This window comes from Micromonospora sp. TSRI0369 (assembly GCF_001905625.1).
GTDB classification, from domain to species: domain Bacteria; phylum Actinomycetota; class Actinomycetes; order Mycobacteriales; family Micromonosporaceae; genus Micromonospora; species Micromonospora echinospora_A.
In genome coordinates this window covers 147,698-170,148 of record NZ_LIVU01000007.1, presented here as the reverse complement: position 1 = coordinate 170,148, position 22,451 = coordinate 147,698, and the positions used below count along the sequence as shown (strand labels likewise).

Annotated in this window: 18 protein-coding genes and 1 pseudogene; 7 read left to right on the top strand and 12 right to left on the bottom strand. The window is 73.7% G+C overall.

The annotated features are described in order from the left end of the window. The 3 genes from AMK25_RS24020 to ettA are packed head-to-tail and all read right to left on the bottom strand — an operon-like array spanning position 1 to position 2,775. Entirely contained in the window at positions 1 to 666 is a 666-nt protein-coding gene (locus AMK25_RS24020; RefSeq protein WP_073830654.1) for a hypothetical protein, read from the bottom strand. Continuing rightward, positions 663 to 1,106 carry an acyl-CoA thioesterase gene (locus tag AMK25_RS24015; RefSeq protein WP_073830653.1) on the bottom strand — a complete coding sequence of 148 codons (444 nt, stop codon included), beginning with the start codon at positions 1,104 to 1,106 and terminating at the stop codon, positions 663 to 665. The genes AMK25_RS24020 and AMK25_RS24015 overlap by 4 nt, the downstream gene beginning before the upstream one ends. Further along, complete coding sequence (gene ettA / locus AMK25_RS24010) at positions 1,099 to 2,775, bottom strand: energy-dependent translational throttle protein EttA (protein ID WP_073830652.1); 1,677 nt, start codon at positions 2,773 to 2,775, stop codon at positions 1,099 to 1,101. Before ettA ends, AMK25_RS24015 begins: the two co-directional genes overlap by 8 nt. 213 nt (positions 2,776 to 2,988) lie before the next feature. Here ettA and AMK25_RS24005 point away from each other — a divergent pair, with 213 nt between their 5' ends. From AMK25_RS24005 to otsB, 4 genes are all read left to right on the top strand, one after another. Further along, a complete protein-coding gene (locus AMK25_RS24005) occupies positions 2,989 to 3,273 on the top strand; it encodes a hypothetical protein (RefSeq protein ID WP_073830651.1) in 285 nt (94 codons plus the stop codon). After that, complete coding sequence (locus AMK25_RS24000; protein WP_073830650.1) at positions 3,270 to 3,662, top strand: hypothetical protein; 393 nt, start codon at positions 3,270 to 3,272, stop codon at positions 3,660 to 3,662. Before AMK25_RS24005 ends, AMK25_RS24000 begins: the two co-directional genes overlap by 4 nt. A gap of 141 nt (positions 3,663 to 3,803) precedes the next feature. Next, entirely contained in the window at positions 3,804 to 5,204 is a 1,401-nt protein-coding gene (locus AMK25_RS23995) for an alpha,alpha-trehalose-phosphate synthase (UDP-forming) (protein WP_043328887.1), read from the top strand. Further along, complete coding sequence (gene otsB / locus AMK25_RS23990; protein ID WP_073830649.1) at positions 5,201 to 7,801, top strand: trehalose-phosphatase; 2,601 nt, start codon at positions 5,201 to 5,203, stop codon at positions 7,799 to 7,801. Before AMK25_RS23995 ends, otsB begins: the two co-directional genes overlap by 4 nt. 222 nt (positions 7,802 to 8,023) lie before the next feature. Here otsB and cobA read toward each other — a convergent pair whose 3' ends face one another. Genes cobA through cobC form a run of 3 tightly spaced genes read right to left on the bottom strand, consistent with a single transcriptional unit; the run spans position 8,024 to position 11,423 of the window. Further along, positions 8,024 to 9,274: a uroporphyrinogen-III C-methyltransferase gene (gene cobA, locus AMK25_RS23985; protein WP_073830648.1), complete on the bottom strand. Its 1,251-nt coding sequence runs from the start codon at positions 9,272 to 9,274 to the stop codon at positions 8,024 to 8,026. Next, positions 9,271 to 10,341 carry a nicotinate-nucleotide--dimethylbenzimidazole phosphoribosyltransferase gene (gene cobT / locus AMK25_RS23980; RefSeq protein WP_073830708.1) on the bottom strand — a complete coding sequence of 357 codons (1,071 nt, stop codon included), beginning with the start codon at positions 10,339 to 10,341 and terminating at the stop codon, positions 9,271 to 9,273. Before cobT ends, cobA begins: the two co-directional genes overlap by 4 nt. Continuing rightward, the gene (gene cobC / locus AMK25_RS23975) at positions 10,341 to 11,423 is read right to left on the bottom strand and encodes an Rv2231c family pyridoxal phosphate-dependent protein CobC (RefSeq protein WP_073830647.1); all 1,083 of its coding nucleotides are present in this window, start codon (positions 11,421 to 11,423) and stop codon (positions 10,341 to 10,343) included. The genes cobT and cobC overlap by 1 nt, the downstream gene beginning before the upstream one ends. Positions 11,424 to 11,544: 121 nt before the next feature. Between cobC and AMK25_RS23970 the strand changes: the two genes are divergently transcribed. Continuing rightward, positions 11,545 to 13,677 carry a transglycosylase domain-containing protein gene (locus tag AMK25_RS23970; RefSeq protein ID WP_073830646.1) on the top strand — a complete coding sequence of 711 codons (2,133 nt, stop codon included), beginning with the start codon at positions 11,545 to 11,547 and terminating at the stop codon, positions 13,675 to 13,677. 125 nt (positions 13,678 to 13,802) lie between these two features. Here the strand turns inward: AMK25_RS23970 and AMK25_RS23965 are convergent, their stop codons facing one another. Further along, positions 13,803 to 15,173, bottom strand: a complete 1,371-nt coding sequence (locus AMK25_RS23965) for a cobyrinate a,c-diamide synthase (RefSeq protein ID WP_073830645.1) — start codon at positions 15,171 to 15,173, stop codon at positions 13,803 to 13,805. Between the two features lie 135 nt (positions 15,174 to 15,308). Here AMK25_RS23965 and AMK25_RS23960 point away from each other — a divergent pair, with 135 nt between their 5' ends. Beyond that, the gene (locus tag AMK25_RS23960; RefSeq protein WP_073830644.1) at positions 15,309 to 16,133 is read left to right on the top strand and encodes an SURF1 family cytochrome oxidase biogenesis protein; all 825 of its coding nucleotides are present in this window, start codon (positions 15,309 to 15,311) and stop codon (positions 16,131 to 16,133) included. Positions 16,134 to 16,143: 10 nt separating this feature from the next. Here the strand turns inward: AMK25_RS23960 and AMK25_RS23955 are convergent, their stop codons facing one another. The 4 genes and pseudogenes from AMK25_RS23955 to AMK25_RS23940 form a co-directional block, all read right to left on the bottom strand. Further along, the gene (locus AMK25_RS23955; protein WP_073830707.1) at positions 16,144 to 17,727 is read right to left on the bottom strand and encodes an ATP-dependent DNA ligase; all 1,584 of its coding nucleotides are present in this window, start codon (positions 17,725 to 17,727) and stop codon (positions 16,144 to 16,146) included. Positions 17,728 to 17,813: 86 nt separating this feature from the next. After that, positions 17,814 to 18,020: a hypothetical protein gene (locus AMK25_RS23950; protein ID WP_073830643.1), complete on the bottom strand. Its 207-nt coding sequence runs from the start codon at positions 18,018 to 18,020 to the stop codon at positions 17,814 to 17,816. A 78-nt stretch (positions 18,021 to 18,098) separates the two neighbouring features. Further along, positions 18,099 to 19,463, bottom strand: a complete 1,365-nt coding sequence (locus AMK25_RS23945; RefSeq protein ID WP_073830642.1) for a dipeptidase — start codon at positions 19,461 to 19,463, stop codon at positions 18,099 to 18,101. Then, positions 19,441 to 20,315, bottom strand: a pseudogene (locus AMK25_RS23940) (uridine kinase family protein); the annotation flags it as partial. The pseudogene AMK25_RS23940 and the gene AMK25_RS23945, both read right to left, overlap by 23 nt. Between AMK25_RS23940 and AMK25_RS23935 the strand changes: the two are divergent. Further along, positions 20,250 to 20,651 carry a rhodanese-like domain-containing protein gene (locus AMK25_RS23935; protein ID WP_013288093.1) on the top strand — a complete coding sequence of 134 codons (402 nt, stop codon included), beginning with the start codon at positions 20,250 to 20,252 and terminating at the stop codon, positions 20,649 to 20,651. The pseudogene AMK25_RS23940 and the gene AMK25_RS23935 overlap by 66 nt on opposite strands. A gap of 103 nt (positions 20,652 to 20,754) precedes the next feature. Here the strand turns inward: AMK25_RS23935 and AMK25_RS23930 are convergent, their stop codons facing one another. Further along, positions 20,755 to 22,296 (bottom strand): cobyric acid synthase, encoded by a 1,542-nt coding sequence (locus tag AMK25_RS23930; RefSeq protein WP_073830641.1) that lies wholly within the window; start codon positions 22,294 to 22,296, stop codon positions 20,755 to 20,757. Between the last annotated feature and the right edge of the window lie 155 nt (positions 22,297 to 22,451).

Genomic DNA, 22,451 nt, shown 5'->3' with positions numbered 1-22,451 from the left:
TCATACGTTCGGACGACCCGGTGTCGGCCTGAGTGCAAGATCGGCGACAGTACGCGACCAGACCGCGCCGAACGGACCGACGAGCCCGACCCACCGGCCCGCGGCCCGCACCTGAACGTCGTCCTCGCCGCTGCCGGCGAAACCCATCCGGACCAGGCCCTGCACCAGCCGCTGCGACACCTCCACCGGCGTCCGCGGGTCCTCGTCCGGCGTTACCACCACCGCCACGTGGTCCAGCAGCGCGTCCCGCAGCACCCGCTGGCCGACCGCCCGGCCGGCCACCCCGTGCGTGGCCGCCTCGCGCAGCGTCCCGGCCGCCGCCTCCGCGATCCGGCGCAGCTCCGAGCCGGGCAGCGACTCCACCGCCCGGCTCGCGCCCGGCGGCAACTGCCAGCGCCAGCCGTCGTCCCGGCGTACCGGCAGCGCCGCGCCCCCGGCGGTGAGTTCGGCGAGCAACTCCGCCGCCCCGACTGTGACGTCCCCGGGGGCGTCGCCGGGCACGGTACGGACCACGAGCACCCCCCAGGGCAACCGCGCCCAGAGGGCCGTACGTCCGGCGCCGGGCACCGGCCGCAGGCGGACCAGTGTGGCCGGGTCGAGCCGGACCAGCCGGGCCAGGAAGGCGCCCGCGTCGGCCACCCCGGTCAGCCCGTGCCCGGTCGTCATCCGGTCAGCCCCGGCGCGTAGCGGAGCAGGAACGCGCGCTCGTCCGGCGAGATCCGGCGTGGCCGCTGGGCGGCGAGGTCGAACGGCACCAGCACCGACCGGGCGGTGCTGGCCAGCGTGTCGCCGTCGTACAGCTCGTAGGCGACCGAGAACGAGGCGTTGCGGATCTGGTCCACCCACAGCTCGATCCGCACGGTCGGGGCCGCCTCCGCGCTGGCCCGGCCGAGCGCGTAGTCGACCGGGCGCAGGTAGTCGACCTCGTGCCGCCGGATGACCACCCCGTCGGCGAACGAGCCCACTCCCCACGCCCGGCCGCCGGCGAACATCATCGCCACCCGGGCCTCCTCGTAGAGCGTGAGGAAGCGGGCGTTGTTGATGTGGCCGTACGCGTCCAGGTCGGACCAGCGCAGCGCGCAGTGGTAGACGAAGCGGTCAGTCACGGGTGAGCTTGCGGTAGGTCACCCGGTGCGGCCGGGCGGCCTCGGCGCCGAGGCGGTCGATCTTGTTCTTCTCGTACGCCTCGAAGTTGCCCTCGAACCAGAACCACTTCGCCGGGTTCTGGTCGTCGCCCTCCCAGGCCAGGATGTGCGTGGCGACCCGGTCCAGGAACATCCGGTCGTGGGAGATGACCACGGCGCAGCCGGGGAACTCCAGCAGCGCGTTCTCCAGGCTGGACAGCGTCTCCACGTCCAGGTCGTTCGTCGGCTCGTCGAGCAGGATCACGTTGCCGCCGATCTTGAGCGTCAGCGCCAGGTTGAGCCGGTTGCGCTCGCCGCCGGAGAGCACCTTCGTCGGCTTCTGCTGGTCCGGCCCCTTGAAGCCGAACGCCGCGATGTACGCGCGGGACGGCATCTCGACCTTGCCCACCATGAGGTGGTCCAGCCCGTCGGAGACGACCTCCCAGACCGTCTTGTCGCCGTCCAGGCCCTGCCGGTTCTGGTCGACGTACGACAGCGAGACGGTCTCGCCGACCCGGACCGAGCCGCTGGTCGGCTCCTCCAGCCCGACGATCGTCTTGAACAGCGTGGTCTTGCCGACGCCGTTCGGGCCGATGATGCCGACGATGCCGTTGCGGGGCAGCGAGAACGACAGGTTGTCGATCAGCACCCGGTCGCCGAACGCCTTGGTCAGGTTCTGCGCCTCGATGACGGTGTTGCCCAGGCGCGGGCCCGGCGGGATCTGGATCTCCTCGAAGTCCAGCTTCCGGGTCTTCTCCGCCTCGGCGGCCATCTCGTCGTAGCGGTCCAGACGGGCCTTGGACTTGGTCTGCCGCGCCTTGGCGTTGGAGCGGACCCACTCCAGCTCCTCGGAGAGGCGCTTCTTCATCTTGGCGTCGCGACGCCCCTCGACGGAGAGCCGGGCGGCCTTCTTCTCCAGGTAGGTGGAGTAGTTGCCCTCGTACGGGTAGGCCCGGCCGCGGTCCAGCTCCAGGATCCAGTTGGCCACGTTGTCCAGGAAGTACCGGTCGTGGGTGATCGCCAGGACGGTGCCCGCGTACTTGGCCAGGTGCTGCTCCAGCCACTGCACGCTCTCCGCGTCCAGGTGGTTGGTGGGCTCGTCGAGCAGCAGCAGGTCCGGCGCCTCCAGCAGCAGCTTGCACAGCGCCACCCGGCGGCGCTCACCACCGGAGAGCGTGGTGACGTCGGCGTCCGGCGGCGGGCAGCGCAGCGCGTCCATCGCGAGTTCGAGCTTGGAGTCGATGTCCCACGCGTCGGCGGCGTCCAGGTCCTCCTGGAGCTTGCCCATCTCCTCCATCAGCTCGTCGGAGTAGTCGGTGGCCATCTGCTCGGCGATCTTGTTGAACCGCTCCAGCTTGGCCTTGGTCTCGGCGACCGCCTCCTCGACGTTGCCGAGGACCGTCTTGGCGTCGTTGAGCGGCGGCTCCTGCGCGAGCATGCCGACGGAGTAGCCGGGCATGAGCCGGGCCTCGCCGTTGCTGGGCCGGTCCAGCCCTGCCATGATCTTGAGGAGGCTGGACTTACCGGCGCCGTTCGGACCGACCACCCCGATCTTGACACCCGGCAGGAAGTTCAGCGTCACGTTGTCGAGCACGACCTTGTCGCCGTGCGCCTTGCGCGCCTTGTCCAGGACGTAGATGAACTGGGCCACGGTGCGGGCTACCTCCGTCGGTTGCGATCGCGGGCTTGTCGGGTGCGGGGCGCGGGCGTCGATCTCCGCCCGCCGCCGCCGGCCGGGAGCCGGCCGCACGCACGCCGCCGTCAATCCTGACAGGTACGGACCGCCACGCCCACATCACCCCACCCCAACGGTACGGCGGCGCGCCTCGTTGCCAGCGCGGGTATGACTGAATAGCCTTGTCGTATGACCAAGAAGATCGCCGTGAGCCTGCCGGACGACGTCGCGGAGCGGCTGGCCAAGGAGCCGAACGTGTCTGCCTTCGTGGCGCGCGCCGTACGTCGGCAGATGGCCGGCGAGCAGACGCGGGTGCTGCTCGCTCGCGCCGGTGTCACGATCACCGACGAGGACGTGGCCCGGGCCCACGCGGAGATGCAGCAGCTCACCGCGAGCATCACGCCCGAGCTTCGTGAGCAGGCCACCCGGCTCCAGTCGGAGGTCCTTGCGGCCAGGGCGAAGGCGCGCCGGTGACGCAGTTCGGCCTGGCGCTCGACACGGCCGCGCTGCTGGCCTATGCCTCGGGCGCCAAGGACGTCGGTGCGAGGATCGCCGAGGCCGCCGACTACGCGCGTGACGTGCTGGTGCCCGCCCTCTGCCTGGCGCATGCCCATCAGCAGGCCACGGCCCCGCAGTGGGAGTTTCTGGAACTGCTGGCCGCCCTGCCGCAGGTGCAGATCACCCCCGTGGAACCTGACATGTGCGCCTACCTCGGAGGCTGGTCGCGGCGGATGACCGGGCGGATGGATCTCGCGCAGCTGGCCATGGAGGCTGCTGCCAACCCCCTCGTGCCGATCGTGACCGACCGGCGGGAACTGCTCGGTGAAGTGCTGCCCAAGGAGTGGCCGATCATCGACCTCTGAGCCACCGGTGTCGACAAGATCACGCGGTGGGTTCGGCGGTTCTGGGACGGGTAGGTAACTCCGGCACGGGGCAACAGAGGCCGCAGCTACGCTCAGTACGCTCATCGCGGTGGACCCGTCAGTACCCGGAGGTGGCCGATCGTGACCGTCCGTAGCTCCTTTGTCGTAGTGGCCAACCGCCTGCCGGTCGACGAGGTGAGCACACCCGAGGGGCGGCAGTGGCGGCGCAGCCCCGGCGGGCTGGTCACCGCGCTGCACCCGGTGCTGGCCGAGCACCAGGGCACCTGGGTGGGGTGGGCCGGCGGCACCGGCGCCGCGCCCGAGCCGTTCGACCTGGAGGGCATCCGGCTGCACCCGGTGCCGCTGAGCGCCGAGGAACTGGAGCGCTACTACGAGGGCCAGTCGAACGCGACGATCTGGCCGCTCTACCACGACGCGGTGGAGACGCCCGCCTACAAGCGGCGCTGGCGTGAGGCGTACCGATTGGTCAACGCCCGGTTCGCGGAGGCCGCCGCCGACGTGGCGGCCGAGGGCGCCACGGTCTGGGTCCAGGACTACCAGCTCCAGCTGGTGCCGGCGATGCTCCGCGAGCTGCGGCCGGACCTGCGGATCGGCTTCTTCCTGCACATCCCGTTCCCGCCGATCGAGCTGTTCATGCAGATGCCGTTCCGCACCGAGATCCTGCGCGGCCTGCTCGGCGCGGACCTCGTCGGATTCCAGCAGCGGCTGGCGGCGCAGAACTTCGTCCGCCTGGCCCGGCACCTGCTCGGCCTGCGCTACGAGGGCCAGATGATCCAGGTCGACGGCCGGCAGGTGAAGGCCGGCGCGTTCCCCATCTCGATCGACACCAAGGAGATGGAGCGGCTGGCCGAGGACCCGGCGATCCAGGCCCGTGCCAAGCAGATCCGTGAGGAGCTGGGCAACCCGAAGACCATCATCCTGGGCGTCGACCGGCTCGACTACACCAAGGGCATCGAACTCCGCCTGAAGGCCTTCCGCGAACTCCTTGCTGACGGAAAGTTGACAGTTCCCGACGCGGTTATGGTGCAGGTCGCCACGCCCAGCCGCGAGCGTGTGGAGCACTACCAGGCACTTCGGGTGAAGGTGGAACGCGAGGTTGGCCGGATCAATGGTGAATTCGGCCGGGTCGGCGTGCCTGCAGTGCATTATCTGCATCAGTCGTACAGTCGCTCCGAACTGGCCGCGATGTACGTCGCGGCCGACGTCATGATGGTGACCCCGCTGCGAGACGGAATGAATCTGGTGGCCAAGGAGTACGTCGCATCGCGCGCCGACCAGGGCGGCGCGCTCGTGCTCAGTGAGTTCGCCGGCGCTGCCACCGAGCTGCGCCAGGCGTTCCTGTGTAATCCGCACGACCCGGACGCGGTGAAGGACGCGTTGCTGCGGGCCGTGCATGTCGAAAAGCCCGAAGCCCGCCGCCGGATGCGCGTCATGCAACGCCATCTGCGCAGCCACGACGTGGGCCACTGGGCCAAGTCGTTCCTCAGCGAGCTCGGCGTCGGAGATACGGAGGCTGCGTGACCTCGCCCGCCCTCGCCGCCGCCCACGGCGGCGTGCTGGATCCCGAACTGCGTGCCGCGATCGGCCGCATCGCCCGGGTTCCGCAGCTTCTGGTCGCCTGCGACTACGACGGCACGCTCGCGCCGATCGTCGAGGACCCGAGCAAGGCCGTGCCGCTGCCGGAGTCGGTGGCCGCGGTACGCGCCCTGGCCTCGCTGCCGCAGACCAGCGTCGCGGTCGTCTCCGGCCGCGCGCTGCGCGACCTGGCCACACTCTCCCGGCTCCCAAGCGAGGTGCACCTCGTCGGCAGCCACGGCTCGGAGTTCGACATCGGATTCGTCGAACGCCTCACCCCCGAGCTGATCGCGGTCCGGCACCGGCTCCGCGAGGCGCTGCGGGAGATCGCCGCCGAGCACCCGGGCATCCGCCTGGAGCGCAAGCCCGCGAGCGTCGCCGTGCACACCCGCGGCGTCGACCCGCACGTCGCCGCCCGGGCCGTCGAGGCGGTCCGCAGCGGACCGGCGACCTGGGACGGCGTGACAGTCACCCAGGGCAAGGAAGTCATCGAGCTGTCGGTGGTGGTCACCAACAAGGGCACCGCCGTCGACCAGCTCCGTACCCAGCTCGCCGCCAGCGCGGTGCTGTTCATCGGCGACGACGTCACCGACGAGAACGCCTTCGGCAACCTGACCGGGCCGGACGTCGGCATCAAGATCGGCCCCGGGGAGACCCGGGCCGACTACCGGGTGGCCGAGCCGATCGAGGCGGCCCGCGCGCTGGGTCTGCTGCTGGAGACGCGGCGGCACTGGCTGTTCGGCGAGCGGGCGGTGCCGATCGAGCGGCACTCGATGCTCGCCAACGGCCGTACCGTCGCGCTCGTCACGCCGGAAGCCAAGATCACCTGGCTGTGCCACCCGAAGCCCGACTCGGCGGCGATCTTCGCCGACCTGGTCGGCGGCAGCCCGGCCGGGCACTTCACGGTCGGCCCCGAGCGCGGCGGCATCCCGCTGGGCCAGCGCTACCGCAGCAACACGATGACCGTGGAGACCCGCTGGTCCGGCCTGACCGTGACCGACTGGCTCGACCTGCCGGTACGGCAGACCACGCCGGACGACCCGGCCGTGGTCAGCGGCGACTCGACACTGGTCCGGGTGCTCAGCGGCACCGGGCGGGCCCGCGTCGAGTTCGCGCCGCGCCCCGAGTTCGGTCAGGTGGCGGTGCAGCTCCAGCCGCTCGACGACGGGCTGCTGGTGCTCGGCTCCAACGAGCCGGTCGCGCTGCACTCCCCCGGCGTCGAGTGGGAGGTCACGAACGACGCCGGGTACGAGACCGCGAAGGCGGTGGTCGACCTGTCGGCGGCCGGTGGCCAGGTGGTGCTGGAGCTGCGCTTCGGCACGCAGAGCCTGGAACCGCACCGGCTGCCGCTGCACGAGCGGCAGGCCGCCGCCGAGCAGCCCTGGAAGGACTGGGTGGCCTCGCTGCGGCTGCCCGCCACCGCCCGGGACCTGGTCGCCCGCAGCGCGCTGACGCTGCGCGGGCTCTGCCACGAGCCGACCGGCTCGATCCTCGCCGCGGCCACCACCTCGCTGCCGGAGGAACTGGGCGGTGTCCGCAACTGGGACTACCGCTACTGCTGGCTGCGCGACGCCGCGATGACCGCCCGCGCGCTTGTCGACCTCGGCTCCACCGAGGAGGCCGAAGGGCTGCTGCGCTGGATCGACGGCGTCGTCGAGCGCACCGGCGGGCACCCGGAGCGGCTGCACCCGCTCTACACGGTGGACGGCTTCGAGCTGGGCGCCGAGGCGGTCATCGACACGCTGCCCGGGTACGCCGGCTCCCGGCCGGTACGCGTCGGCAACCTCGCCAACCACCAGCTCCAGCTCGACGTGTTCGGCCCAGTCGCGGACCTGATCGCGGCAGTGGCCGACGCCCGGGGCTCGATCCGCGACGACGAGTGGCGGGTCCTGGAGAACATGGTCGAGGCGGTACGCCGCCGCTGGCACGAGCCCGACCACGGCATCTGGGAGGCGCGCCTCCCACCGCGGCACCACGTCTTCTCCAAGGTCATGCTCTGGATGACAGTGGACCGGGCGCTGCACGTGGTGCGGCAGCACGGCGGCGAGGACCGGCCCGAGTGGGTCGAGCTGCGCGACCGGATCGCCTCGAACGTGCTGGAGCACGGCTGGCACCCGGAGGCCGAGGCGTACAGCGTGGCCTACGGCTACGAGGAGATGGACGCCTCGTCGCTGTGGATCGGCATCTCCGGGCTGCTCGCCGGCGACGACCCGCGCTTCCTCTCCACCGTGCTCAAGATCGAGGCGGAGCTGCGCAGCGGTCCGGTCGTCTACCGGTACCACTGGGACGACGGCCTGCCCGGCCGCGAGGGCGGCTTCCACATCTGCACGTCGTGGCTGATCGAGGCGTACCTGCGCACCGGCCGCCGCAGCGATGCCGAGGAGCTGTTCACCCAGATGCTCGACACGGCCGGGCCCACCGGGCTGCTCCCGGAGCAGTACGACCCGCTGGCCGAGCGCGGGCTGGGCAACCACCCGCAGGCGTACAGCCACCTGGGCCTGATCCGCTGCGCCCTGCTGCTGGACAACATGCTCAAGCAGTGACCTGACCGAAGCGCCTGGACGGCGGCGGGAGACCCACGGTCCCCCGCCGCCCTCCCCGTTCCACCCCACCCGGCCCGTCCCGGCCCGTCCCGTCCCGGCCCGGCGATCTTGCACTTGCTGCCCCGGCAAATGGGCTGTAACGGGCACCTGGCGGGCACCAAGTGCAAGATCGGCGGGGCCGGGCGGCGTCGGGGGGCGGGCGGGGGCGGGCGGGCGGGCGGGTCAGGCTGGGGTGTGGGGGGTCAGGGCGTGCACGACGTCGCCGACCACGACGATCGCGGGCGGGCGCAGCGCGGCGGCCTCGACGTCGGCGGCGACAGTGGCGAGCGTGGAGCGCAGCGTCCGCTGGCCCGCTGTGGTGCCCTCCTGGATCACCGCGGCCGGGGTGTCCGCCGGCTTGCCGTGCGCGATCAGGGTCGCGGCGATCGCGGCGAGGTTCTTCAGCCCCATCAGGATCACGAGCGTGCCGCGCAGCCCGGCCAGCGCCTCCCAGCGCACCAGCGACGCGGGCGAGTCCGGCGCGAGGTGCCCGGAGACCACTGTGAACTCGTGCGCCACGCCCCGGTGGGTCACCGGGACGCCCGCCACCTCGGGCACCGCGACCGCGCTCGTCACCCCGGGCACCACTGTCACCGGCACGCCCGCCTCGGCGCAGGCGAGCAGCTCCTCGCCGCCGCGGCCGAAGACGTACGGGTCGCCGCCCTTGAGCCGCACCACCACCTTGCCGGCCCGCGCCCGGTCCACCAGGATCCGGTTGATCTCCTCCTGGGCGCGCGACGGCCCGTACGGGATCTTGGACGCGTCGACCAGCTCGACGTCGGGGCGCAGCTCGTCCAGGAGCAGCCCGGGCACGAGCCGGTCGGCGACGACCACCTCGGCCTCGGTGAGCAGCCGCCATCCCTTCACGGTGATCAGCTCCGGGTCACCCGGCCCGGCGCCGACCAGCGCGACGCGCCCGCCGGTGTTAACAGGGGGCCCTTCCTCTACCTGAGGCGTTAACGGGGGGCCCTTCCTTACGAGCAACTCGCGGACGGCGTCGCGGACGGCCATCGCGCGCCGGGGGTCGCCGCCGCCGAGGACCGCCACCGTCACCGGGCCGTGCCGGGTCACGGCCGGGGTCCACGCGCTCGCCGCCGACCTGTCGTCGGCGCGGACGCAGAAGATCCGCCGCTCGGCCGCGGCGGCGCTGACCGCCGCGGCGGCGGCCCGGTCGTCCACAGCCACCTGGACCAGCCACGCGCCGTCCAGGTCGCCGGGGGCGAACCGGCGCGGCTCCCAGTGCAGCCGCCCGGCGTCGACGTGGGCGCGCAGCGCCGGGGTCAGCTCGGGCGACACCAGCAGGACGTCCGCGCCGGCGTCGAGCAGCGCCGGCACCCGCCGGGTGGCGACCGCTCCCCCGCCCACGACGACCACGCGCCGCCCGTCCAGCCGCAACCCCAGGGGGTACGGGCTGGGCGACGTCGGTCCGGTCACTTCTCCGCCACCCCGGCGGAGTCGAACGTGGCGACCTCGTGCAGGACCCGGACCGCGCCGGTGACGACCGGCAGGGCCAGCAGCGCCCCGGTGCCCTCGCCGAGCCGCAGCCCCAGGTCGATCAGCGGCTCCAGGCCGAGGTGCCGCAGCGCCTCCGTGGCGCCCGGCTCGGCGCTGCGGTGCCCGGCGACCATGGCGCCCACCGCGTCCGGCGCGAACGCGGCGGCGGCGAGCGCGGCGCTCACCGCGATCACGCCGTCGAGCAGCACCGGCACCCGGCGCGCGGCGGCGCCGAGGATCAGGCCGGTCAGCGCGGCGTGCTCCAGCCCGCCGACGGCAGCCAGCACGCCCAGCGGGTCGGCCGGGTCGGGCTGGTGCCGGGCCAGCGCGCCGCGCACCACCGCCACCTTGCGGGCGTACGTCTCGTCGTCGACTCCGGTGCCCCGGCCGGTGGCCGCCTCGGCGTCCACGCCGGAGAACGCGGCGATCAGCGTGGCGGACGGGGTGGTGTTGCCGATGCCCATGTCGCCGGTGAGCAGGATGCCCGCGCCGGCGTCGATCAGCTCGCCCGCGACCCGGATCCCGGTCTCGAGCGCCGCGCGGGCCTCGTCCCGGGTGAGCGCGGCGGTGACCGTCATGTCGCGGGTGCCGGGGCGGACGTTCGCGGACACCAGACGCGGTCCGGCCGGGTCGGCGGATTCGGCGCCCGGGATCGGGGTGGCCACGCCGACGTCCACCACCGTGACCGTCGCGCCGGCCTGGCGGGCGAACGCGTTGACGACCGCGCCGCCGGCCAGGAAGTTGGCGATCATCTGGGCGGTGACCTCCTGCGGCCACGGGGTCACGCCCTGGGCGTGCACGCCGTGGTCACCGGCGAAGATCGCCACCGCGGCCGGCTCGGGCAGCGGCGGCGGGCAGGCGCCGGCCAACCCGGCGAGGCGTACCGAGAGCGGCTCCAGGGCGCCGAGCGAGCCGGCGGGCTTGGTCAGCCGGCCCTGCAACTCGCGCGCCGCCGCCATGGCGGCCTCGTCCAGCGACCGGATCGCCGCGACTGTGGACTCCAGCATCATGCCTCCAGGATCCCTGCCAGCGTCCTGATGAACGCGTCCGTGGTGCCCGGGTCGCGTACCGCGATCCGGAGCCAGTCCGGGCCGAGCCCGGGGAACGTGTCGCCCCGGCGTACCGCCCAGCCGAGCGCGCGCAGCCGCTCCCGCACCTCAGCCGCGCCGGCGAGGTGGATCAGCACGAAGGCGCTGGCCGGGCGCCCCGCCACGCGTACCCCCGGCAGGCCGGACAGGCGGGCCACCAGGTGGTCGCGGTCGGCGGCGAGTTCGGCGGCGATGGCGCGTTCGGCGGCGACGGCGGCCGGCGTGGCGCAGGCGGTGGCGGCGGCGAGCGCCGGGGTGGAGACCGCCCAGAGCGGCTGCGCGGCGGCGAACCGGGCCATCAGCGCGGCGTCGCCGAGCAGGTAGCCGATCCGCAGCCCGGCCAGGCCCCAGGTCTTGGTGAGGCTGCGCACCACGACGAGGCCGGGCAGGTCGCGGCGGGCGGCGAAGGACTCGGGTTCGCCGTCGACACCGGGCGCGGCGGTGGTGTCGGCGAACGCCTCGTCGACCACGAGCACCCGGCCGGGACGGGCCAGCGCGGCGATCGTGCCCGCCGGGTGCAGGACCGAGGTCGGGTTCGTGGGGTTGCCGATCATGACCAGGTCGGCGTCGTCCGGGACGCGGGCCGGGTCCAGGCGGAAGCCGTCGGCCGGGTCGAGCAGGACGCGGTCCACCCGGTGCCCGGCGGCCCGCAGCGCTGCCTCCGGCTCGGTGAACTGCGGGTGCACCACCACCGGGCGGCGGGCGCCGGACAGGGCGCGGGCGATCAGCACGAAGCCTTCGGCGGCCCCGGCGGTGAGAAGTACCTCCTCCGGGGGTCGCCCGTGCCGGTGAGCGACGGCGGCGCGGGCCGGCGCCGGGTCCGGATAAGCGGCCAGGTCGCCCAGCGCGGCGGTGACCGGGTCGGCCAGCCAGTCCGGCATCGGGGCCCGGCGCACGTTCACCGCCAGGTCGACCAGGCCGGGTGTGGCCTCGGCGTCTCCGTGGTGGCCCAGGTCGGGCTCGTCGAGCGCGGCGGCGCTTCCGGTCGGTGCTGCGGGCATGTCCGCGATCCTGCCGGGAAGCCGCCGCCCGGGACAGCGCATCCCGGCGTGGGTCGCGTCACGGTCCGCCAGTTTATGAGTTCTTCTCATTTCCGAATCGGAAATGTCATAGCTTGACCCCGTGAGCAATCGTCCCCTTGCTTCCGCTGGCCGTCTCGTTCCTCTCCTCCGCGCCGGGCTGATCGCCGGCATCGTCGTCGCCGCCGCGCTGTACCCGCTGGTCGCCGTCACCGGCCTCGGGGCCAAGGCCACCGCGCACGCGATGGAACAGAAGACGAACATCCTCAAGACCGCGCTGCCGGCCGAGACCTCGTACGTCTACGCGCCGGACGGCAAGACGGTGCTGACCATGTTCTACGAGGAGTACCGGCAGTACACCAAGATCGAGAGCATGTCGCCCAACATCCAGCAGGCGATCGTCGCCGCCGAGGACAACCGCTTCTACCAGCACCACGGCGTCGACCCGAAGGGCGTGGCGCGGGCCTTCGTCTCCAACGCCCGATCCGGCGGCGTCTCCCAGGGCGCCTCGACGATCACGATGCAGTACGTGCGGATGGCGCTGCGGGACAGCGCGACCACGCCCAAGGAGGTCCAGGAGGCGACTCAGCAGACCAGCCTGCGCAAGGTCAAGGAGATGCGCATGGCGATGGACATCGAGAAGCACCTGAGCAAGGAACAGATCCTGGAGCGCTACCTCAACTCGGCGTACTTCGGCCACCGCGCCTACGGGATCTACGCCGCCTCGCAGATCTTCTTCTCCAAGACCCCGGCCACGCTCACCCCGGTCGAGGCGGCCACGCTGGCCGGGCTGGTGAAGTCGCCGTCGGAGTACGACCCGATCACCTCCGACCAGAAGGACGCCACCGCCCGGCGCAACTACGTGCTGGACAACATGGCCCGGCTCGGATACCTGTCACCCGACGCCGCCGCGGCGGCCAAGGGCCAGCCGATCAAGCTGAAGCTGACCGACCCGCCGAACGACTGCGCCGCGATCGACGGCGGGCACCGCAGCTGGGGCTTCTACTGCGACTACCTGAAGAACTGGTGGAGCTCCCAGCCCGCGTTCGGCGAGAACCGGCTGGAACGGATGGACAAGCTGCGCCGCGGCGGCTACCGGATCGTGCTCGCCGTCGACCCGAAGACCCAGGCGGCGGCCGAGAAGAACGTGGGCGCCAAGGACAACACCGGCAGCCCGTTCGCCAACGGCATCGTGGTCGCCGAGCCCGGCACCGGGCGGATCAAGGCGATGGCGGTGAACCGGAACTACTCGCTCGACCTGGCCGAGAACCCGAACAGCTCGAACCCGGAGGCCGGCCCGAAGGTCAAGGCCAACTACCCGAACACCGTGGCGCCGCTGCTCGGCGGCGGGACGCTCCCGGGCTACCAGGCCGGTTCGACGTTCAAGATGTTCCCGATGCTCGCCGCGCTCAACGCCGGGATGCCGCTGTCCACCGCGTACGACTCGCCGTACACGTACAAGTCGGCCGTCTACGACGGATGGGCGCCGTCGAACGCCAGCGGCGCGATGACCGGGCGGCAGACCATGTGGTCCGGCTTCGGCAAGTCGGTGAACACGTACTTCGTCCAGCTGGAGGAGAAGATCGGCGCGGACGCCGGGGTGCACCTGGCCGAGCAGCTGGGGCTGCGCTGGCGTACCGACGTGGACCGCGACCAGGCGTCACCCGCAAAGGTGAAGAAGTGGGGCGCGTTCACGCTCGGCGTCTCCGACGCCACCCCGCTGGAGATGGCGAACGCCTACGCCGCCATCGCCGCCGACGGGCGCTACTGCGAGGCGATCCCGGTCAACTCGATCATGAACCGGGACGGCACGCCCGCCACGTACACCACAGCGGGCGGGGTGCAGCGAGAGGTGGCCAAGCCCCGGTGCCGGCAGGTGGTGAACGCGGACGCGGCCCGGGCCGCCACTGACGCGGCGCGGTGCCCGACCGGCGACACCCCGGCCAAGGGAAGCTGCGGTGGCTGGTCGACAGCCGACAGCGTCCGCGGCACCGTGGGGCGGCCGGTCGCCGGCAAGACGGGTACGACGGACAGCACCCGGTCGGCCTGGTTCGTGGGCTACACGCCGGAGCTGGCGGCGGCGAGCTTCATCGCCGACCCGGACAATCCGTTCAACGCGGTGGGCGACGGGCAGTCGCAGATCCCGGTGAACGCGGTGGCCCAGACCCTGCGGGACTCGCTGAAGGGCCAGCCGACCCGCCAGTTCACCCCACCCTCGGACCAGATAGTCGGCTGACCCGCCCTGATCCGCCCGGGGGTGCGCCCGGGTAGTCGATCAAGGAGTTTGCGTCCGGATCGCCTGATCCGCCGACGCGAGCTCCTTGATCGACGTTGCGGCGGGGCGGGCCGTCACCTGACAGGTCAGGCCGGCGCGGGCACGGGGGCCAGCGCGGCGGCCACCAACCGGGCCGCGACGCCCGGATGCGCGGCCCAGTGCGGCACGAGCTGCGAGGCGTGCACGGCCTGCCGGACGAAACCCTCCGGGTTGCCGCCCTCCCAGCGCCAGGCCGGCCGCTCACCCGCACGCGGCGTCAGCACTGCGGCGTGCTGCTTGTGCCCGGTCACCGTCGTACCGGCCGGCGCCACCACGCTGTCCGTGACCGCCGTGGCGGTGCGGTAGCCGACCACCAGGCCGTCCCGGACCGTGCCGACCGCGTCCAGCACGCCGCACATCGGCAGGCCGTCCAGCTCCCGGGCCAGCCAGAGCAGGCCGGCCCCCTCGGCGATCACCGGGCGGCCCGAGCGGGCCAGCTCGGCCACCGCGATGCAGAGGCGGCGGTTGGCGGAGAGCTGCTCCGCGTACGTCTCGGGCAACCCGCCGCCGACGACGAGCGCCCGAGCCCCGGCGGGCAGCGCCTCGTCGCGCAGCGGGTCGAGCGTGACCACCTCGGCGCCGGCGGCGCGCAGCAGCTCGGCGACCTCCGGGTGGCTGTAGGCGCCGGCCGGGCCACCGGCCAGCGCGACCACCGGGCGCTCCGCCGACGCCGGCGGGACGTCGGCCGGCTCCGGAGACCACGCCTGGACGGTGAGCGCCGGGGCGGACCGGGCCAGCACCAGCAGCCGGTCGAGGTCGACGGTGGCGGCCACCGCCTCCCCGAGCCGGCGCACGCCACGTTCGGCGTCGGCGTCGCCGAGCACCACGGGACCGGTGCCGTGCCGCCGGGCGGGCAGGACGGGGGGCAGCTCGTGCCGGCGCAGCGCGCCGTAGACCGGCACGCCGACGTCGTCGAGCGCCTCGCGCAGCAGCGCCTCGTGCCGGGGCGAGGCCACCCGGTTGAGGATCACGCCGCCCAGCCAGAGTTCGTCGTCGTACGCCCGGAAGCCGTGCAACAGCGCGGCCACCGACTGGCCCATCGCGGCCACGTCCACCACGAGCACCACCGGGCTGCGCAGCGCGGTGGCCACCGCCGCCGTGGATTCGCTCTCCGGCCGCCCGGCGACCGAGTCGTAGAGGCCCATCGTCCCCTGCACCAGGGCGAACCCGGCTCCGGCCGCGCCGTGCGCGAAGAGCGGGACGATCCGCTCCGGGCCGACCAGTCTCGGGTCGAGCGTGCGCCCGGGGCGGCCGGCGGCGAGCCCGAGGTACGCGGCGTCCACCTGGTCCGGCCCGACCTTGAAACCGGCCACCGGGATATCCCGGTCGGCGAGGGCCGCCAGCAGGCCGAGAGAGACGGCGCCCGTGCCGTGCCCCGAGGAGGGCGCACTCAGCACGACGCGCGGCACGTCGGTCATCATCGACTCCTGATGTGGGTGGTTTCCGCCCGCGTGACCATACCCGCCCGGCCCGGCCCGCGGAGGTCCGCGCGTACCGCCGTTTCTGGCCGGCGACGGCGAGTGGCATCGCTCATACGGGTAGCCTTGGCCAACGTGTACCGGTTCCTGCTGACCCCGCGCTGGCTCGGCTACCTCGCGCTGACGCTCGCCGCCGCGACGGTGATGGTGTTCCTGGGTAACTGGCAGCTGGACCGCTACCGGGGCCGGACGGCGATCAACGACCGGATCGACGCCGGAGCCACCATGACGCCCGCGCCGCTGCGCGACGCGCTGCCCGCGCCCACCGGCGGCGCGGGTGCCGTCGGTCCCGCTCCGGCCGAGGAGCTGACCTGGAGCCGGGTCACGGCCACCGGTCGGTACGACAGCACGAACACCGTCCTGATCCGCGGCCGGACCGTCGACCGGACGGTCGGCTTCGAGGTGCTCACCCCGCTGGTGCTCGCCGACGGCAGCGCGGTGCTCGTCGACCGGGGCTGGATTCCGCCCGCGCCGGGGGCCGGCGCGATGGTGCAGCCGCAGGTGCCGGCGGCGCCGGACGGCGAGGTGACAGTGACCGGCCGGGTGGTCGCCAGCGAGAGCGGCGGGGGCGGGGTCGGCCGGCGCGACGGGAAGCTGGAGGCCCGGCGCATCGACATCCCCCGCCTGGCCGAGCAGCTCCCCTATCCGGTGACCGGCGGATACGTGCTGCTCGACGGGCAGACGCCGGCCGCCGACCCGGCCTTCCAGGCGGTGCAGATCGGGCACACGAACAACTGGCAGAACTTCGGCTACGTGTGGCAGTGGTGGATCTTCGCGGTGATGAGCCTGTTCGGCTACGGCTGGGTGGCGCGCCGCGAGGCCCGGCGACTCGCCGGGCTGGACAAGCCGGGCGAGCCGGTGGACCGGGCCGCCGAGCCGGCCGCCCCCACGTCCGCCTGAGCCGGACCGGTCAGCCGGTGATCCGGCCGGCGTGGATGGCGCGGACCGCGTCGATGGTGTCCGCCTCGGCGGCCGTCTTGTCGTGCCGGTAACGCAGCACGCGGGCGAAGCGCAGGGCCATGCCGCCCGGGTAGCGGCTGCTGGTCTGCACCCCGTCGAACGCGATCTCGACCACCTGCACCGGCCGGACCCGCACCTCCCAGTCGCCCTTCTCCACTGCGAGGGACAGGAACCGTTCGGTCTGCCAGCGCAGCAGCTCGTCGGTGAGCCCCTTGAACGTCTTGCCGAGCATGACGAACTCGCCGGTTCGCGGGTCGAGGGCGCCGAGGTGCAGGTTCGACAGCCACCCCTCGCGCCGGCCGCTGCCCCACTCGACAGCGAGCACCACCAGGTCGAGCGTGTGCCGCGGCTTGACCTTGACCCAGGCCGAGCCGCGCCGGCCGGCGTCGTAGGGTGCGGCCGGATCCTTCACGACCACGCCTTCCTGACCCGCGTCGACAGCCGCGGCGAACGCCGTGGCTGCCTGCTCCGCGTCGTCCACCTCGACCCTGTCGACGAGCAGCGACGCGTCGACCGCGCCGGCCAGGGCCGCCCACCGCTCCCGCCCGGGCGCGTCGATCAGGTCGGCGCCGTCGAGGTGCAGCAGGTCGAAGAAGTACGGCGTGAGCACCGGCTCGCCGGTGCGCTCGGCGGCGGCCAGCACTGCGGGCGCGACCTGCGTCGGCCCGGTGGTGCTGGGCGTGGCGCGCCGGGCCGCCCGGCTGGACGTCTCCTGGAACGGCAGCGGCCGGCCGGCCGCGTCCAGCCCGATCGCCTCACCGTCGAGCACCAGCTCGCGGGCGGGCAGCGCGCGCACGGCGGCCACCACCTGGGGCAGCCGGCCGGTGATCTCGTCCAGGCTGCGGGTGAACACGGCGATGTCCGGGCCGGAGCGGTGCACCTGGATGCGGATGCCGTCGAGCTTCACGTCGACCGTCGCCGGCACGCCGGTGGCGGTGAGCGCCTCGTCGACAGAGGGCGCGCTCTGCGCCAGCATCGGCGCGAGCGGCCGGCCCACCTGGAGCCCGAACCCGGCCAGCGCCGGAGCGCCGCCGGTGAGCGCCGCGACCGCCACGGCGCGCAGGTCACCGGCGAGGAGCAGGGCACGCCGGACGGCCGTGACCGGTACGTCGGCGGCGCGGGCGACCGCGTCGGTCAGCAGCCCGGCCTGCGCGCCCTGACGCAGCTCGCCCCGGAACAGGCCGGTCAGCAGACGCTGCTCGTCGGCGGTCGCGGCGGCAAACAGACGGCCGACGAGGTCCCGCCGCCGGGCCTGCGAACCGGAGCCGGCGACGCGGGAGATCTCCTCGATCGCCGCGTCGACGGCGGTGACGGTGAGCGTCGGCTCGGCGGCCGGCGGGGGCAGGTCACGCAGGCCGGCCCAGCCGACACCGGTCTGACGCTGGCGCAGCTCGCCGGCGAGATAGCCGGCGCCGGCCGGGATCTCGCCCGGCTCCAGCCCGCGCAGCGCAGCGGCCAGCAGCTCCACCTTGGCCCGTCTGCCACTGGTGGCGCCGACCGCGGCCGAGGTGGCCGCCAGCTCCGCGAAACGCACGCCCATATCCTGCCAGCCACCAGCGACACCGGGGCCGATCCGGCGACCCGGCACACCACACGGGTGGCCGGGCCACCGGCGGCCGGTCAGGCCGAGACCGGTTCCTCGATCCGCAGGCCGCGGCCGCGCACGCCCTCGGCGACCCGGGTGAGCAGCGCGTCGAGCGTGACCAGCGCGGCGGAGAGCTCGCCGATCTGTTCCTTGAGCGTGTCCTCGGACCACGCGGAGACGTCGACGTCCCCCAGAGCACGGACGGCGGCCTGAAGCCGCTCAATCTCGTCGTTCGTACGCATGTTCGAAAGGCTATAACACCCCGCCCGTCGACACACCACAAACTCCGACATCGGCCCCGAAGTTACGGTTTCGACACCTCAGGCGCGGTTTCCGGCCTCCGCCACCCGGGCCAGCAGCAGCGCCTCGGCCAGGCAGACGCGGGCGAACTCGCCCAGGTGCAGGCTCTCGTTCGGCCCGTGCGCCCGCGCGTGCGGGTCCTCCACGCCGGTGACCAGGATCGCGGCCTGCGGGAACATCTCCTGGAACGTGGCGATGAACGGGATCGACCCGCCCACCCCGATATCGACCGGGTCGGTGCCGTCCCAGGCCGCCTTGAACGCCGACCGGGCCGCGTCGAACATCGGGCCGGAGGCGTCGATGACGCAGGGCGCGCCGTCGTGCTCGAGCGTCACCGACACCTGCGCGCCCCACGGCGCGTGCCGCTCCAGGTGCGCGGTCAGCGCCGCGTACGCCTTCTTCGGGTCCTCGCCCGGCGCCAGCCGTACGCTCAGCTTCGCCTTCGCCGACGGCACCAGCGCGTTCGGCGCCTCGCCGGTGGCCGGCGCGTCCAGGCCGAGGATCGCCAGCGCCGGCTTGGTCCAGAGCCGGTCGGTGATCCGGCCGGTGCCGAACAGCTCCGCGCCGTCGACCAGGCCGGCCTCGGCGCGGAACCGGTCCTCCGGGTAGTCGACACTGGCGCCCTCGCGGCCGACCAGCCCGTCCACCGCGACGTCGCCGGCCTCGTCGTGCAGCGTGGCGAGCAGCTTCACCAACGCGGTGAGCGCGTCCGGCACGGCGCCGCCGAACATGCCGCTGTGCACCGCGTGGTCGAGCGTGCGCACCTCCACGAAGCAGTTGACGACGCCGCGCAGCGAGGTGGTCAGCGCCGGCACCCCGACGTCCCAGTTGGTGGAGTCGGCGATGACGATGACGTCCGAGGCCAGGTCGTCGCGGTGCTCGGCGAGCAGCCGCTCCAGCGAGTCCGAGCCGTACTCCTCCTCGCCCTCGATGAACAGCACCACGCCGACCGGGAGCCGGTCGCCGAACGCGCGCAGCGCGGCGACGTGCGCCATGATGCCGGCCTTGTCGTCGGCGGCGCCCCGGCCGTAGAGGCGGCCGTCGCGCTCCACCGGCTCGAACGGCTCCGACTCCCACAGCGACAGGTCGCCGACCGGCTGCACGTCGTGGTGCGCGTACATGAGCACGGTGGGCGCGCCGGGCGGGGCCGCCTTCGTGCCGATCACGGCCGGCTGGCCGCCGGACCGGACGATCCGCGTGTCGAGGCCGCAGCCGCGCAGCAGCTCCGCCACCGCCTCGGCGGAACGCTCCACGTGCGAGTGGTCGAAGCCCTCGAAGGCGATGCCCGGGATGCGGACGAGTCGCTCGAGGTCGGCGCGGACGCCGGGAAGTTCCCGCTCGACGGCGGCGCGCACCTCGGACTCGGAGAGGATCGGAGTGGTCATGAGCGGAATCGTATGCTGGCCTTACCCCGGCACGTCGCCCGAGCCCGATCGCCGCCCCACCCGCACGTAGTAGCGGTCCGCGTCGTGCGGCAGGGCGGGCGCCCCGTCGACCACCAGGTCCACCGCCGCCGCGGTGCCGTCGGCGGCGAAGTGCGCCCGCTCCCCCTCGTGCCAGCGGCGCAGCTCCGGCAGGATCTGCGCGCCGTCGCGGGCAAGCGCCCGGCGCAACCGCAGCTCGGCCGGCGCGGTGACGAGCACCGACAGGGTCAGCTCGGGGCGCACCGGGGCGCGGGCGGCGCTCACCCCCTCCACGATCAGCACCGGACCGGCCGGCACCGGCACCACCCGGTCCAGGAGGCTCCGGCGCACCCAGCTGTACCGGCGGTAGCCACCCGCCCGGCCCGCCCGCACCGGGCCGAGCACCTGCTCCTCCAGCCGGGCCCAGAACGTGAGCTGGTCGTCCCAGCCGTCGAGCAGGTCGTCGGTGTGCACAAGCGGCGGGCGCACGCCGCCCGCCCGCTCCGCGAGCGCGTCCGCGAGGCGCGTCGCGAACACGCTCTTGCCCGCGCCGCTGGGCCCGTCGACTGAGACCAGCCGGGTACGCCCCAACCGCGCCGGCCCGGTCAGCACCCGGCGGGCCAACCCGGCGTACGCCTCGATCACTGCGACGTTCACCCGACCGACGCTAACGTTCCCCCGTCCGCTGGAACCTGCGACCCGGGCGGACCGTTTCGGCGAGCGGCGGCGCGGGCCGCTGGGCATCATCGGGGGGTGCTCCATGACGTGATGTGTCCGGGCGTCGACGCCCTCCTGGAACAGGCCCGCGCCGGTCTCCGCCGGCTCACTCCGCACGAGACCGTCGAGGCGGTCCGAGGCGGCGCGCTGCTTATCGACACGCGCACCGAGGCGCAGCGCCGCGAGGAGGGTGAGCTGCCCGGCGCGATCGTCATCGACCGCACGGTGCTGGAGTGGCGGCTCGACCCGGCGAGCGCCTGGCGCATCCCCGAGGCCACCGGGTACGACCGCGAGATCGTCGTGGTGTGCCGGGAGGGGTACAGCTCAAGTCTGGCCGCCGCCAGCCTTCAGACGCTGGGGCTGCGGCAGGCCACCGACATGATCGGCGGGGTGCAGGGCTGGCGGGAGGCCGGGCTGCCGATGTCCGACCGCCCGGCCGACGTGCGCTACTGAGCCCCGCGCTCCACGGCCACCACGCGCTCCTCGGACGCCACGCGCTCCTCGGACGCCGGGCGGTCCTCGGACGCCGGGTGCCCCGGCTGGCTCGGGCGGCGCCTCAACGCGGTGGTGCGCCGGGTGGCACGAACGGCAGTCCGGGCGGCGGGCCGGACTCGATCAGCCGCCACAGCGCGTCCGTGTCGAGGTGTTCCTCCACCAGGTCGCCCAGCAGATCGAGCGTCCGCTCCCGGGCCGCCGCGAAGGACGTGTCGGGCGCGACCTTGAAGCCGGTGCGTCCGGCCGCCTCCGCGACCTCGGTCAGGAACCGGCGGCGGAACGCGTCCGAGGAGAAGGCGCCGTGCCAGTGCGTGCCGTACACGGCGCCGAGGCGCGCGCCCTCGCCGGTGCCGTCGGCGTAGCGCAGCAGCGGCGCGAGACCCGGGTCGGCGGCCGAGACCCGGCCGTGGTGGATCTCGTAGCCGTGCACCGGCACGTCTCCGGCGGCGGTGCCCTCGGCCCTGCGGACCGTCTTGCGCGGCTCGAAGGTGACCTCGACGGGCAGCAGTCCGAGGCCGGGCACGTCACCGACGCGGCTCTCCACCCGGTCGTGGATCGCCCGGCCGAGCATCTGGAACCCGCCGCAGATGCCGAGCAGCGGCCGTCCGGCGGCGGCGTGCGCCAGTACCGCGTCGGCCAGGCCGGTCTCCCGCAGCCAGGCCAGGTCGGCCACAGTCGACTTGGTGCCGGGGAGCACCACGAGGTCGGCGGCGGCCAGTTCGGCCGGCTCGACGGTGAGGCGTACCCGCACCCCCGGCTCGGTGGCGAGGGCCTCGACGTCGGTGGCGTTGCTGATCCGGGGTAGCCGCACCACTGCGACGTCGAGCCAGTCGGTGCCCCGGGGCGCGGGCGGCCGGCCGAGCACCCGCCCGTACGCGAGCGAGTCCTCCGCGTCCAGCCACAGGTCCAGCGCCCAGGGCACCACCCCGTACGAGGGACGGCCGGTGACCCGGCGCAGCATGTCCAGCCCTGGCTGGAGAAGCCCGCGGTCGCCCCGGAACTTGTTCACGACAAATCCGGCCACCAGTGCCTGGTCGGCCGCGTCGAGCAGGGCGACGGTGCCGAACATCGAGGCGAACACGCCGCCCCGGTCGATGTCGCCGACCACGATCGTCGGCAGCCCGGCATGACGCGCAAGCCCCATGTTGACGTAGTCCCCGTCGCGCAGGTTGATCTCGGCCGGGCTGCCCGCGCCCTCGCAGATCACCACGTCGTACTCCTCGCGCAGCTCGGTCAGCGCCGCGTACGCGGTGGTGGCGAGCCGGGACCGCACCTCCTGGTAGTTGCCGGCGGTGACCGTGTCCACCGCCTCGCCGAGCAGCACCACCTGGCTGGCGTGGTCGCTGCCCGGCTTGAGCAGCACCGGGTTGAACCGCAGGTCGGCGTCGAGCCCGCAGGCGGCGGCCTGCATCGCCTGGGCCCGGCCCAGCTCTCCGCCGCGACCGTCCGGCCCGACCACGACGGCCGAGTTGTTGGACATGTTCTGCGCCTTGAACGGCGCGACCCGGACGCCGCGGCGGCGCAGCCAGCGGCAGATGCCGGCGGTGAGCACGCTCTTGCCGGCGTCGGAGGTGGTGCCGGCGACCAGCAGCCCGCCGCTCACCGCACGCTCTCCCCGTGCCCGTGCGCCTGGCCCCCGCTCCACGCCTCGGCCGCCCGACCCGGGACGCGAGCCGCCCGACCCGGGACGCGAGCCGCCCGACCCGGGACGCGAGCCGCCCGACCCTGGATGCGAGCCGCCGGAGCGGAGTCCCGAGC

What these genes read in the sequence shown, in the direction of transcription:
- AMK25_RS24020 (WP_073830654.1), bottom strand. Translation starts at nt 666, where the DNA reads ATGACGACCGGGCACGGGCTGACCGGGGTGGCCGACGCGGGCGCCTTC.
- AMK25_RS24005 (WP_073830651.1), top strand. Translation starts at nt 2,989, where the DNA reads ATGACCAAGAAGATCGCCGTGAGCCTGCCGGACGACGTCGCGGAGCGG.
- cobT (WP_073830708.1), bottom strand. Translation starts at nt 10,341, where the DNA reads ATGCTGGAGTCCACAGTCGCGGCGATCCGGTCGCTGGACGAGGCCGCC.
- cobC (WP_073830647.1), bottom strand. Translation starts at nt 11,423, where the DNA reads ATGCCCGCAGCACCGACCGGAAGCGCCGCCGCGCTCGACGAGCCCGAC.
- AMK25_RS23965 (WP_073830645.1), bottom strand. Translation starts at nt 15,173, where the DNA reads ATGACCGACGTGCCGCGCGTCGTGCTGAGTGCGCCCTCCTCGGGGCAC.
- AMK25_RS23950 (WP_073830643.1), bottom strand. Translation starts at nt 18,020, where the DNA reads ATGCGTACGAACGACGAGATTGAGCGGCTTCAGGCCGCCGTCCGTGCT.
- AMK25_RS23945 (WP_073830642.1), bottom strand. Translation starts at nt 19,463, where the DNA reads ATGACCACTCCGATCCTCTCCGAGTCCGAGGTGCGCGCCGCCGTCGAG.
- AMK25_RS23935 (WP_013288093.1), top strand. Translation starts at nt 20,250, where the DNA reads ATGTGTCCGGGCGTCGACGCCCTCCTGGAACAGGCCCGCGCCGGTCTC.